The organism is Methylotenera sp., from assembly GCF_036401095.1.
Lineage (GTDB): Bacteria > Pseudomonadota > Gammaproteobacteria > Burkholderiales > Methylophilaceae > Methylotenera.
This window is the reverse complement of sequence record NZ_DASWWA010000021.1, coordinates 1-12,613: the sequence shown is the minus strand read 5'-3', so window position 1 is coordinate 12,613 and position 12,613 is coordinate 1. Positions and strand designations below refer to the sequence as shown.

The window sequence follows — 12,613 nt, the reverse complement described above, 5'->3', positions numbered from 1 at the left end:
GAATTAACATGTCAGAAAAAATAAAAACCAAGACTTCAACTCTAGCGCTTGCAGCTCTGGGGGTAGTTTACGGAGATATTGGCACTAGTCCTTTATATACCATGAAAGAGGTATTCAATGGTGCGCATCATGCTGTGCCCATTACGCCAGAGCATATTCTAGGCGTACTCTCAGTCATCTTTTGGTCACTGGTAATTGTTGTGGCACTAAAATACGTCGTTTTTGTAATGCGTGCAGATAACCGTGGCGAAGGAGGTATCATGGCACTCATGGCGCTAGTACTTAGAGGCATTGCTGATAAGCCATATGCCAATGGAGTAATGCTTCTAGGCTTATTCGGCGCAGCACTTTTTTATGGTGACAGTGTAATCACGCCAGCAATTTCAGTGCTGTCTGCCGTAGAAGGTCTTGAAATAGTCACTCCTGCATTCAAGCCCTATATCCTTCCAATCTCATTAGCCGTGATTGTTGGATTGTTCGTAGTACAAAAGCATGGCACATCCAGAATTGGCAGTCTATTCGGACCTATTATGGTGCTGTGGTTTATTACCCTCGGCGCTCTTGGCATTTTGAGTATCAGCCAAAACCTTAGCGTTCTGTCGGCATTGAATCCTTCGCATGCCTTTCATTATTTCCTGATAGACCCCGTGCTTGGATTCTTTTCACTAGGCGCTGCTGTATTGGCATTAACCGGTGGCGAAGCGCTTTATGCCGATATGGGACATTTTGGACGCAAACCTGTACAACTAGCATGGTTTGGCTTGGTGCTTCCAGCACTAGTGCTTAATTATTATGGACAAGGTGCATTATTGTTAAAGAACCCTGAGGCTATCGTAAATCCGTTTTATCACTTAGCACCTGACTGGATGCTGTTGCCCATGGTCGGCCTAGCTACTTTAGCAACCATTATTGCCTCACAGGCAGTCATATCCGGAACATATTCAATTACTCGGCAAGCGATGCAACTTGGTTATTCACCTCGCATGGAGATCCAGCATACTTCACATGCAGAAATCGGACAGATTTATCTTCCGGTCATTAACTGGTGTTTAATGATTGCCGTTGCCTTGCTTATTATCGGGTTTGGCTCATCCTCTAATCTAGCTGCAGCATATGGTATTGCGGTTACTGGCACAATGGTCATCACGACTCTCCTTTCATTTATTGTAGTACGCAAAATTTGGAAATGGAGTCTTCCATTCAGCCTTATTGTTGTGGGTGGATTTCTTGCTGTAGACCTGCTTTACTTTGCTGCCAATGCCTTAAAAATTCACGAAGGTGGCTGGTTCCCACTGTTATTTGGTATTGCTATTTTTGTGTTGATGACTACTTGGAAGAAAGGTCGCGAATTATTACACGTCCGTATATCTGCCGAGGCGATTTCTGTTGATCCGTTCGTCAAAAGTCTGGAGCATTTGGATATGGTGACGATACCTGGCACTGCTATTTTCCTGACACAGGATGCGAATGTTATCCCTCATGCCCTATTGCATAGCTTGAAGCATTACAAGTGCCTTCACGAACGAGTAATTATTCTGACAGTTGAAACATTAGATGTCCCGTATGTTGAACACGATCAACACATTGCGATTCAAACAATAGATCAAAGGTTTTATCGCATGAAAGTTAAGTATGGATTCATGGATCAGCCGGATTTACCCAAAGCTTTAGAACTATGCCATTTACAAGGCATGGAATTAGACTTAATGAGCACTACCTTTTTCCTTGGTCGAGAAACACTTATTCCTAGAATTGGGTCAGCTATGACTTCTTGGAGAGGAAAGTTATTTGTGACTATGTTTAGAAATGCTGGTAGCGCAGCTGCTTACTTCAAATTGCCGCCTAATCGCGTGGTAGAACTTGGGGCACAGGTTGTGTTGTAAAATATGTCCAATGACTGCTTTGGGCCGACAACTGCTCATCCAATAAAGCGCACACTATTGATCCCTGATACATATAGGAGATCATCATGGAATCCTTCTTGGGAAATCATAAAACCCAGTCCTGGAATAAAGGTAAATTAGTAGGACAAAAGGCTCCTTTGAAGCTAAAGGAGATTTGGGCAATCAGAATTCGTTTAGAGTTATCTCAATGCACACGAGACTTAGCACTTTTCAATCTAGCTTTGGATAGTAAGCTACGAGGTTGTGATTTGTTAAAACTTAAGGTCCGTGACATATCACATGGCGACCGCATCTATACAAGAGCCATTGTCATGCAGCAGAAAACGAGTCGTCCAGTACAGTTTGAAATCACAGAGCAAACTCGTAACTCAATAGCTCGGTGGATTGATCATGCGCATCTTAGTAGTGATAGCTATTTATTCTCAAGTCGAATTCATGATTCGCTACATTTATCGACCAGACAATATGCTCGGATAGTTCATAAATGGGTAAAACTGATTGGGCTAGATCCAAGCAATTATGGCACTCATACAATGCGAAGAACTAAAGCATCATTAATCTACCGACGAACAAAAAACCTACGAGCAGTTCAGTTATTACTTGGACATACTAAACTGGAAAGCACAGTGCGTTACCTTGGTATTGAAGTGGATGATGCTTTGGAAATTGCTGAGCAAACGGAGGTTTAATGAAAATATAGGTCGAGGTATTCATACCTCGATTTATATGAAAGGTCGATATACGGCCCAAAGCAGTCGTTGAATTTTAATTACTCATTAGCGTCTCTAATGTATAAATCGAATTTTTAAAACTAATTTCGGTTTTCTCTAACATTGCGAGGAACATTCAATTTTTAAGTAAAACAAAAACTCCTTCAAACTCCACCGCAAGTTCATCATCTTGATAAATACTGGCTGAAATATTTAGCCTTGATTTACCGACTTTATAAAATTTATCTAAAAACGAATTCCAATCTATGTCTTCATGAAAATAAGCTTTACACAAAAAATCCGAAGTAATGGGTTTAAGGTAATTTACTGTTTGCTTGCGAATCACAACCTTCCCATCTATATGTTCAGACAGAACTCGATTTTGTAGTAATGACCAAGCTGTCAATATACAAACCATAGATGAACTGCCGCCAAACACTGTATTGAGATGGTTTTTATTTAGCACAATCGGAGTTAATGTTGTTATATGATTTGAATTTACTTCTGTTAATTTAATACCTAGTGATTGTGCAATTGGCACATAATGAAATAAATAATTTTCGAATTCGGCTGCATTCATGAAGTATCCAATTCAATCATTCTTAAACAATACATTTTACAAACATAAAAGACCATAATGGTCTTTTATGTCGACTATGTTAATAACTTAAATATTTATATATTTAATAATCTGTTTAATTCACTAGAATTATCAAAACTAAGAAAGTGGCCAGAGTTTAGGATGTTATCTATTTAGACATTAGATATTATTCTTAAAGTGTTTAATCTTTCCTCTTTTGCTGATCAATGTCATTATGAACTAGGTTTGCTTCATCTTGTTTTCTTCCATTAGGCAATTAAGTGCTTATTAACAACCTGTTTTAGTGCATTAGGATTATCCACACTTAGAAAGTGACCAGAGTTAGCAATCGTTTCAAATTTAGCATTCGCTACTTTATTGAAAGTACGCGATCTTTCTTCTTTAGTAGACCAATCATTTTCGCCATATACCAATGTGACAGGACTACCAATCTGTTGATAATTAGTAGAAGCTTTTGCCCAACTTCTCCAATTTTTTAATATATTTCTTCCTAAATAGCCATATCCAGGTCTATGTCCTGTTTGATCAAAAAGTTTCATTAACCAAGTAGGTATTTTTTTAATATTAGTTACTCCGCCATTCATTACTAGGCTTAAGAAAAATCGATTTTCTAAAGCTGCGAATATGGCCCCATTAAATGGGATTGAATAATTCCACATCATAAAGTTAGCAATAAAATTACCTCTTCTAATTCCGTCAGCATAACGGGTTTCATAGTCGTAGGTATTGACAGCAATAACCTGTTTAATTTTATTTGGAATAGTGGCTGCAATCGTTAATGAGAGAGTCGCACCAATTGATTCGCCGACTAAAGTGATGTTTTCTAGTCCTAATTTATTAATCAAATCAATGATAGATTTTCTTAAATACGGTTCATCATAATTAATATTCTTGTTGATAGACGATTGCCCATGCCCAGGCAAATCGACAGCATAAACCGTATATTTTTTTGCATAAAATGGAATCATTTCACTAAAGAACTCAATTTGCGTTCTAATGGTGTGCATGAGTAAAAGCGGGTCGCCTTGCCCAGTTTTAATCACCCTAACAGTTTCTCCATCGGTAAGCTTTACAAAAAGCTCATTTCCATTAAATTTCAAATCTTTTGGTGCATTTCCCATTTCACTCTCCTAATCAGGTTATTAATAACATTTGTTTAATGACGAATCAGATTGCTTTTTTGCTACTTCATTATTACGTTTCATTCAAGGTTTGAATTGTTTGAAAATTACTGAAGCATTGACCCCACCAAACCCAAACCCATTAGATAAAGCATATTCAATCTTTTTGGGCAGTGGATTTTTACCCACAATCATGAGTCCATTTGCTCGTTCATCCGCTTGCGTTAGATTAATTGTGGGCGGACAACATTGATCTTGAATAGCCATAATTGTAAATATCGCTTCAAGCCCACCAGCCGCGCCAAGCAGATGACCTGTTGAAGATTTAGTCGCGCTTATAGCAAGTTTAGAATTTTGAGTGCCAAAAACACGTTTAATTGCTGCCAGCTCCCCCGCATCGCCCACTGGAGTAGAGGTTGCGTGCGCGTTAATATGGTCAATCGCATCAGGATTTAACCCAGCTTGATTCAGTGCTATCGACATCGCTCTCGCTGCACCTGAACCATCTTCTGGGCTTGATGTAATATGGTAGGCATCTGATGTTGTTCCGTAGCCAACTAACTCTGCCAATGGAATAGCACCTCTAGCCATAGCGTGGTCATAGGATTCAATTACCAATACGCCAGCGCCTTCTCCCATTACAAAACCATCACGCCCAATATCAAAGGGTCTTGAGGCTAATTCAGGTGAATCTGAATAATTCGTACTGAGTGCTTTAGCAGCAGCAAAGCCGCCTAGACTTACTTTGTCAATACAGGCCTCTGCACCGCCGCAAATAGCAATATCAGCTTCACCTGACTGTATTAGTCTGGCAGCGTCGCCAATTGCTTGAACACCTGCTGCACATGCTGTTACAGGCGCTCCAAGTGGCCCCTTAAATTGATGTTTAAGTGCAACCTGGCCCGCAGCAAGATTGACTAGAAATGATGGAATAGTAAAAGGTGATAGCCTATCAACGCCCTCAAGCTCGCCTTTACGAACAGCATTAGCTATCGCTGGAAAACCTCCTATGCCAGAAGCAATAATAGTGGCAGTGCGCTCTCTTTGCCTATCATTTTGGGGCTGCCAGCCTGCTTGATTGATGGCCTCTTCAGATGCAATCAACGCAAATTGTATAAATCTATCTATTCTCCGCAGTTCCTTCTGGCTAATGCTTTTCAATAAATCGGTGCCAAAGATAGGATCATCTTCTTTAGACCTTATCCAACCTGCAAATTTAACAGGGCTGCCTTCCTCCAATGTGTTAGGTAGTTTTGAAATACCAGACTTACCTTCTAATAGATGTTTCCACGCTAATGCAACGCCAGTCCCAAGCGGGCTTACAACACCCATTCCAGTGATAACAATTCTTTTCATATGATTGACCTTTTATATTGCGCTATTTAGCCTTGGATGACTGTTTAGGATGTGTGTTAATTGGAATGCACAGCATGGCAGTCATTAAAGCTAATCCAATATGAATTAAATACGTTGGTTTAAAGTCTGCTATTTGGAGTTGAGACTTTGCTAGAAAAAGTACAGCTATTGACACACCTATTACTGTTCCTATTTGCCGCATGGCTTGATTGATTGCTGAGCCAACTGCATAGTCTTTCGGAGGCAAACCATATACTGCCGCAGAAGATAATGATGGCATCACCAATCCAATAGAAATGCCATTAAGAAGTAATCCTGGCAACCAGTCTCTTAGATAATTAGGATTTGCATCAGGAATTAATAAAAACCATAGACCGCTCAAAGCAAATAAAAATGAACCAGTGACCAATAGTGGTCGATGGCCTATTTTAGAAACAATTCTTCCTGATAATATTGCTGTAGGCACAACCGTTAGTGGTCCTGGCATAATTGCTGCACCAGCTAAAGTCTGATTTAAATGCCATATATTTTTCATCCAAAAAAAGAATGAAAAGAACATGATAGAAAATGCGATCGCAAAAGTAATTCCAGCCAGGTTTGCATACATAAATGTTTTGTTTTTAAACAGACTGAGCTCGAACAGTGGTTCAGGATTAAATTTTGCCCAAGGGATGTAACTTAAAATGATTGCAAATCCTAAAACTATTATTCCAATGAGCTCTAAATGATCCCAATCTGCCGACTTCATTTCAACAATACCAAAAGCAATAGCACCAACACCGATAATCAGCTGGAACATGCCAATCCAATCCATGCGCATTTTGTCTCTGGGCTGAGTTGATTCGTGTAATATTTTTGAGCTTTGCCAAATACAAAGTAATCCAATGGGAACATTGATGAAAAATGCCCACTCCCAACCACCGACATCGATAATGTATGACCCGATGCCAGGTCCTAAGGCAGCTGCTAAAGCGCCCACGGCTCCCCATGCACCCATTGCAATCATGCGCTTCTCTTTAGGGAATGCATCGAGCACCAAGGCCAGTGCCGCAGGTGTGAGCAAGCAAGCACCAATTGATTGAAATACTCTTGCTACAATTAACCAAAAAACGCTGGGCGATGCTCCACATGCAAATGAAGCTGAAATAAACAAAAGTGTACCCAGCATAAAGATCTTTTTTCTGCCATATTTGTCTGCTACTCCACCAGCAGGAATTAGCATTGCAGCATATACAATCGAATATCCAGTCATAGCCCAAGATAAGTCAGTAGCCTTAGAATTTGGAAAGCTATTCAAAATATTATTGAACCCTGCATAGAGAATGGTGCTATCTAGAGATGCCATAAAAATAGCGATACTGGCAACTGCAAATACTTGCCATGCACTGGGGGCGATTTTTACAACTGGTACGTACGTTTGGGTTAGTGATTTCATTTTGTTTATCACTTTCAGATTATTTATTAATTGGTATTAGCCACAGCCCTTAGGTTGTGGCTAACTTAACTTTAATGACTTAAGAAGAAATTAGCCGAATTAACAAATGAGTCGTGATATTGAAAAATTGAGCCATGATTTGAGTCAGGATATAAAATCAATTGAGCGTTGCTTAATTCCTTGTATAAAGTAATCGAACCCTCAGTAGGAAGCATGGTGTCATTGTTACCAGTTACAACTAATACAGGTTGATGGATGGCTTTGAGGGTTTTGTATTCTGGGTCTGGTGTGCTGGTAAACACAATCAGCGCCTTACCGTGAGCATCGGCAATTTCTTTGCTGCTTTCCGGGTCACGATCTTTCGTTCTTGCATACACTCTTGATAAAAATTCACCGCCAGCTTTTTTACCTGCGTCAGACTGCGAGAAGAATAAGTAATCACGTGGGTCAGGTGCAGTTGTTCTAGAAAATGCCTCGCTTAAAACTTGCATCAAATGATTACCACCGCCTTGATGTGTGGTGCCAGCCAGAATTACTTTGTTGACTAAGTCCGGATGCTGAGCAGCTAATTGCTGTGCAATAAATCCACCCATTGAGAACCCAAGCAAATCTACTTTTTTGAAACCTAATGCTTGAATGAAGGCATGGGCATCTGATGACATGTCAGAAACATTGTCTGCAACAACGCCATTGGTAGCACCAACCCCACGATTATTGAACACTACAACAGTTCTAGATTTAGCTAACGCATTCACAACTGCAGGGTCCCAGGCATCCATAGTGCCCGTAAAGTGTTGCAGAAGTATCAAAGGTGTACCCGATTTAGGGCCTAATGTGCGATATGAAAATTTCACACCATTAGCCTCTACATATTTAGTAGGTGCTGTTTCTAGTTTGTCTGCAGCTAACGCCGAGCCTGACTCAACTATTGAAAATGTTGTTGCTATCAAAACTAAAGATTTTAAGAATTTGTTCATTTGTAACTCCTTATCTAATTAATAAAATACCGAACGTTACATAAATGTAACTCATTACATATTGCATTGTCAATACATTTCTGTAACAATCGGTATATTAATTAATAAAGAGATAGATTATGTTAGAAAAAGTTAAGAAACTACGGGGCCGTCCTAGAGTTTTTGATATGGGTGAGGCTTTGGATAAAGCTTTGGAAATTTTTTGGAAAAGGGGCTTTGAGGGTGCTTCTATAGCTGAGCTAACAGAAGCTTTGGGTATTAACAAACCAAGTTTATATGCTGCCTTCGGCAATAAAGAAGAGATATTCAAAAAGGCTTTATCAAGATATGTTGCTGGCCCAGTTGCATTTATCCAAGAGGCAGTAAATCAACCCACAGCTTATGAAGTGGCTCAGAGTTTTTTGACTAAAGCAGTAGAGTTCTTCACAGACACGAATCATCCAAAAGGCTGTTTGATTGTACAAGCCGCACTATCTGTAAGTGCAGATTCTCTTTTGGTACAAGATTTATTAACCAAATATAGATATTCATATGAGCAACAATTAGCAAAACGTTTTGAGAAAGCAAAAGAAGAAGGCGACTTACCTACTGATGCTAACGCCGAAACTTTAGCTAAATTTCTATCCACATTACATCAAGGAATGTCCGTACAAGTAACTAGCGGTGCATCAAATGGAGAGCTCATGGAAATCGTCGAGTTCGCTTTAAAAAGTTGGCCTAGGACAAATTGAGAAGCTCTATGATCAAATACATTTTATTTATAGCGATTTTATTAGTTAGTGTGATTGTATATGCCAATAACAATACAAGCCTGAAGCAAGTACCTTATAAAAATTTGTTCGAGCAGCCAAGTGACACGAAATCACGTGCCTCAGTTGGCTATATGCTACACCGAGCCTGGGTACAGGTAACCAATAAGAAAGCAGATGAAAATAGTATTAAACAATCATCAGTTTCTATGACGAAATTGGAGCATGATGACTTTTCTGTAACGTGGCTTGGACATGCTACGATGTTAATTAAAGCTGGAAAACTGTGGATATTAACAGATCCAGTTTTTAGTCAATATGCCACACCAACCCCACCGCTAGGGCCTAAACGTTTAGTTCAGCTTCCGTTAGATATGAAGGATTTACCTCATATTGATATTGTGTTGATATCGCATGATCATTATGATCATCTTGATTTACAAACTGTAAGAACACTAGCCAACCAAGAAAATGGTAGCCCATTATTTTTAACTGGGCTAGGTTTGAAATCTTGGTTTGAAGCCAATGTTTCTGATGCAAAAGTAGAAGAGCTGAATTGGTGGGACGAAATTAAACTAGGTAATGCAGAGTTTGTATTTGTACCAGCACAACATTCAAGTGGTAGAGCATTCACAAATAAGAACGAAACATTATGGGGAGGCTGGACAGTTGAATACGCTAATAAGAAATTCTATTTTGCTGGCGATACAGCTTATGAAGAAGAACTGTTTAAACAAATTTCACAAAAAGTTGGCCATATCGATTTTGCGGCTTTACCTATAGGAGCTTACAAACCCCGAAATTTAATGCGTTTCGAACATATGAACCCAGACGAAGCTGTACAGGCTCATCTAGATCTAAAACCAATGAAATCTATTGCAATACATTGGGGGACATTTCAACTTGGTGATGAGACCTCAGATGAAAATCGCGCAGACCTTACCTCTGCTATTGCAAATCAACGCGTAGAAAATTTCAAATTAATAGCCATTGGGCAGACGGAAGAGATTGGTGTTGAAGTTCAGGATTAAGCCTTGACGCACTTCAAGCGGTATTTCAATGAACCTTTACTATATGCTCAACTACTTAAGTTTACATTGATTTGACTACAATACTTATCAACTAAAGATAACTGAAAACTCTCAAAAATGATCATAAATAAAAATGAATTCGACCAACCTATAGGCTATTCAATTGAAGATTGGGTGCCTCGTGAGATGCCAGGAAATGTGATTCTAAAGGGTAATTTCTGCACACTTGAACCATTGAGTGTCAATCGTCATGCAGATGATCTCTATGCAGCATATGCAACAGCCCCTGATTCTCGAGATTGGACGTATCTGCCTAATGGACCTTTTACTAATGAATTGGAATACAGGCACTACATTGAAGCTGCTGCTAAAACTTCTGATCCCAAACATTTTGCTGTTGTATCAAACCATTCTAGTAAAGCTGTAGGCATCTTAGCTTTGATGAGAGTTGAACCTTTACATGGAGTAATCGAAGTTGGGCATGTAGCATTCTCCCCATTACTGAAACAACAAACTGCTGCAACTGAAGCCCAATTTCTGCTCATGGCATACGTTTTTGATGATCTTAAATATAGGCGTTATGAATGGAAGTGCGATAGCCTCAATGCCCCCTCGCGTAAAGCCGCTGAGCGTTTGGGGTTTAGCTTTGAAGGTATTTTTCGGCAAGCACTCGTTTACAAGGGACGCAGTCGTGATACAGCTTGGCATTCAATTATAGATAAGGAGTGGCCAGTGCTAAAGCAAGCTTTCCAAAGCTGGCTTTCTAAAAGTAATTTCGATGAAAATCAATCACAAATCCAGAGTCTTATTTCTATCAGGCAATCGTTAAGCTGTTAACCAACTGTACTAAGCGTCGATATTAATACACCTAATTCAAAAATACAGGAGAAGATATAGTATGAAAAAAATATGGGAATAGTTGGTTTGATGTTTTTTTTGTTCAGTTCATTGGCGGTAGCTGAGTGTAAATTGGTGTGGAGCGAAATGAATTCTAAAGGGAATATACATCATAGAGTTTACAGCTCAATAATTGTTGATGCGCCGATTGAAGTGGTCTGGGAGCGTATTAAGGACTTTCACGATTTCACGTGGGCACCAACCATAGTCAAGAAGAATGAAAATGTTGGAACTAAAGATGGTAAGTCAATTGGAGCAAAGAGGTTGTTGAATGGTCAATTTTTGGATATTTTAATAGGATATTGCGCTGCAGAGCATCGTATTCAATATTCGATTGATGATGGACCGTCTCCAATTTCACCTACCGAAATCAAAAATTATGTAGGTGATTTACATTTACTTTCACTAACCTCAGAAGGAAAAACCTTTGTAGAATGGACAGGATCTTGGGACTCGAATGGAGCAGAAGCTGTCGAATTTATGAACAACATTTATGTGCTTTTATTAAAAGATTTAGCTAAGCAATTTTAGAAGTGCACAATGCCGATACTGACTGGTCTACTGGCAGATTCAAGACAGAAGTTCGACTTTTGTTCCATAACTAGTGGAATGGATGAGGAAGAATAAATAGATTTGCATTAAAGCTCGTTAACTAGCTTTATCGTGTTCCATATGGCTGCTTTGGGCCGTAAGCCCCAATTGTCAGCGTCTGCTTAGATGTATCACCATTATCTCCGAGCGTATGACGGCTATTAAGTAAGCACATCGCAAAGATGAATGAGTACCCTATGCCAGAACCTGTCAATGGCGACATATCTCCCATTCACTCATTCAACCTTTATTTCAAAGGTAAATATATATCCGTAATCAACTCGTGTTCAGAGGTATCTGGTAGCAAGTTCAGATAGTGGAAATACAGCGGGAAATCGCGTAACTCCTCCCCACTCTCTGGCAACCAGTCCCGATACAAGTAATAGGCGCAGGTCCCTATCCTGTCGTGTGAGCCATGGTAGCGTATAACCGCGCATCGGCCACGCGGGATTATCTTGTTGACCACTCCTTGTGGGTTGTTAGGCACATCTTCCGATACCGAACCACAGATATCGAAACGGAATTGCTCTGGATCCGTCGTGTCGGGGTTGTCATAAGCAATTCCGAAATTCTCACTGGACTTAACTGGAGAAAAACCGCTTGCCTTGCGCCACTCTATGAATATTCCGACCGAATCATTGATCAATGCGGGAGTGCCTCGATGCTCCAGAACGGCCACCTTGGTTTCTTCAAACTCGATGATATTGACTTCCATGTTTTGTTTCCTTTCTCTATTGGGTAATTGATATCGTTCGTTCCATGGCTCCCATGCAGGGCTTCGTCGAAATCCAGAAGGGGTTTGCCCAAAAGCGTTCTTGAATGCGCGGGAAAACGATTCTGGATTTTCAAAACCGGCATCCAATGCAATGTCAGTAATCATCTCTATCTTGTTGAAAGCAAGTCGATAGGACGCCCGTTTGAGCCGCATCAACTGGATATATCTAAAGACGCTTATTCCGGTGTATTCGGAAAACTGCCTGTGAAAGTGATATTTTGAGAAACTCGCTACTTGGCTCACCGACTCCAAGGTCAGTACCTCACCAAGGTGTTTGTCGATGTAATCGAAAACCCTGTTGAACCTTGTCTCGTAAGCGCTTGCCTTCGACATATTCTCTCCGTGCATCCATGAATGAGACGAAACTATACGCTGTCGCAAAGTGCATGTCCTGACTGAGATTGCGCTTTCTATTTTACCTACGTTGAATCCTCGATTGAGGATACGAATGACCGGTTAGGGCCGA

Annotated in this window: 12 protein-coding genes; 6 read left to right on the top strand and 6 right to left on the bottom strand. The window is 40.0% G+C overall.

The genetic code is table 11. The features are described 5' to 3' along the window. The first annotated feature begins 8 nt into the window (after positions 1–8). Both VGD82_RS10290 and VGD82_RS10285 read left to right on the top strand, forming a co-directional pair. Positions 9–1,883, top strand: coding sequence for a potassium transporter Kup (locus tag VGD82_RS10290; protein WP_294838568.1), 1,875 nt, complete (start codon positions 9–11; stop codon positions 1,881–1,883). 86 nt (positions 1,884–1,969) lie between these two features. After that, complete coding sequence (locus VGD82_RS10285) at positions 1,970–2,593, top strand: tyrosine-type recombinase/integrase (protein WP_294838577.1); 624 nt, start codon at positions 1,970–1,972, stop codon at positions 2,591–2,593. 157 nt (positions 2,594–2,750) lie between these two features. Here the strand turns inward: VGD82_RS10285 and VGD82_RS10280 are convergent, their stop codons facing one another. From VGD82_RS10280 to VGD82_RS10260, 5 genes are all read right to left on the bottom strand, one after another. Next, entirely contained in the window at positions 2,751–3,194 is a 444-nt protein-coding gene (locus tag VGD82_RS10280; protein WP_331020302.1) for a YiiD C-terminal domain-containing protein, read from the bottom strand. A gap of 269 nt (positions 3,195–3,463) precedes the next feature. Further along, entirely contained in the window at positions 3,464–4,336 is an 873-nt protein-coding gene (locus VGD82_RS10275; protein ID WP_331020301.1) for an alpha/beta hydrolase, read from the bottom strand. An 84-nt stretch (positions 4,337–4,420) separates the two neighbouring features. After that, positions 4,421–5,692: a beta-ketoacyl-ACP synthase II gene (fabF, locus tag VGD82_RS10270; protein WP_331020300.1), complete on the bottom strand. Its 1,272-nt coding sequence runs from the start codon at positions 5,690–5,692 to the stop codon at positions 4,421–4,423. Between the two features lie 22 nt (positions 5,693–5,714). After that, positions 5,715–7,127 (bottom strand): MFS transporter, encoded by a 1,413-nt coding sequence (locus VGD82_RS10265; RefSeq protein WP_331020299.1) that lies wholly within the window; start codon positions 7,125–7,127, stop codon positions 5,715–5,717. 71 nt (positions 7,128–7,198) lie between these two features. Beyond that, positions 7,199–8,104 (bottom strand): alpha/beta hydrolase, encoded by a 906-nt coding sequence (locus VGD82_RS10260; protein WP_331020298.1) that lies wholly within the window; start codon positions 8,102–8,104, stop codon positions 7,199–7,201. Between the two features lie 119 nt (positions 8,105–8,223). Between VGD82_RS10260 and VGD82_RS10255 the strand changes: the two genes are divergently transcribed. The 4 genes from VGD82_RS10255 (at position 8,224) to VGD82_RS10240 (ending at position 11,312) form a co-directional block, all read left to right on the top strand. Further along, positions 8,224–8,835, top strand: coding sequence for a TetR/AcrR family transcriptional regulator (locus VGD82_RS10255; RefSeq protein WP_331020297.1), 612 nt, complete (start codon positions 8,224–8,226; stop codon positions 8,833–8,835). An 8-nt stretch (positions 8,836–8,843) separates the two neighbouring features. After that, entirely contained in the window at positions 8,844–9,884 is a 1,041-nt protein-coding gene (locus tag VGD82_RS10250; protein ID WP_331020296.1) for an MBL fold metallo-hydrolase, read from the top strand. A gap of 117 nt (positions 9,885–10,001) precedes the next feature. Beyond that, positions 10,002–10,721, top strand: coding sequence for a GNAT family protein (locus VGD82_RS10245; protein WP_331020295.1), 720 nt, complete (start codon positions 10,002–10,004; stop codon positions 10,719–10,721). A gap of 72 nt (positions 10,722–10,793) precedes the next feature. Next, complete coding sequence (locus tag VGD82_RS10240; protein ID WP_331020294.1) at positions 10,794–11,312, top strand: SRPBCC family protein; 519 nt, start codon at positions 10,794–10,796, stop codon at positions 11,310–11,312. A gap of 307 nt (positions 11,313–11,619) precedes the next feature. On the opposite strand, the gene VGD82_RS10235 is transcribed toward VGD82_RS10240, so the two are convergent. After that, complete coding sequence (locus VGD82_RS10235; RefSeq protein WP_331020293.1) at positions 11,620–12,480, bottom strand: AraC family transcriptional regulator; 861 nt, start codon at positions 12,478–12,480, stop codon at positions 11,620–11,622. Positions 12,481–12,613: the final 133 nt, after the last annotated feature.

What these genes read in the sequence shown, in the direction of transcription:
- VGD82_RS10290 (WP_294838568.1), top strand. Translation starts at nt 9, where the DNA reads ATGTCAGAAAAAATAAAAACCAAGACTTCAACTCTAGCGCTTGCAGCT.
- VGD82_RS10285 (WP_294838577.1), top strand. Translation starts at nt 1,970, where the DNA reads ATGGAATCCTTCTTGGGAAATCATAAAACCCAGTCCTGGAATAAAGGT.
- VGD82_RS10280 (WP_331020302.1), bottom strand. Translation starts at nt 3,194, where the DNA reads ATGAATGCAGCCGAATTCGAAAATTATTTATTTCATTATGTGCCAATT.
- VGD82_RS10275 (WP_331020301.1), bottom strand. Translation starts at nt 4,336, where the DNA reads ATGGGAAATGCACCAAAAGATTTGAAATTTAATGGAAATGAGCTTTTT.
- fabF (WP_331020300.1), bottom strand. Translation starts at nt 5,692, where the DNA reads ATGAAAAGAATTGTTATCACTGGAATGGGTGTTGTAAGCCCGCTTGGG.
- VGD82_RS10265 (WP_331020299.1), bottom strand. Translation starts at nt 7,127, where the DNA reads ATGAAATCACTAACCCAAACGTACGTACCAGTTGTAAAAATCGCCCCC.
- VGD82_RS10260 (WP_331020298.1), bottom strand. Translation starts at nt 8,104, where the DNA reads ATGAACAAATTCTTAAAATCTTTAGTTTTGATAGCAACAACATTTTCA.
- VGD82_RS10255 (WP_331020297.1), top strand. Translation starts at nt 8,224, where the DNA reads ATGTTAGAAAAAGTTAAGAAACTACGGGGCCGTCCTAGAGTTTTTGAT.
- VGD82_RS10250 (WP_331020296.1), top strand. Translation starts at nt 8,844, where the DNA reads ATGATCAAATACATTTTATTTATAGCGATTTTATTAGTTAGTGTGATT.
- VGD82_RS10245 (WP_331020295.1), top strand. Translation starts at nt 10,002, where the DNA reads ATGATCATAAATAAAAATGAATTCGACCAACCTATAGGCTATTCAATT.
- VGD82_RS10240 (WP_331020294.1), top strand. Translation starts at nt 10,794, where the DNA reads ATGGGAATAGTTGGTTTGATGTTTTTTTTGTTCAGTTCATTGGCGGTA.
- VGD82_RS10235 (WP_331020293.1), bottom strand. Translation starts at nt 12,480, where the DNA reads ATGTCGAAGGCAAGCGCTTACGAGACAAGGTTCAACAGGGTTTTCGAT.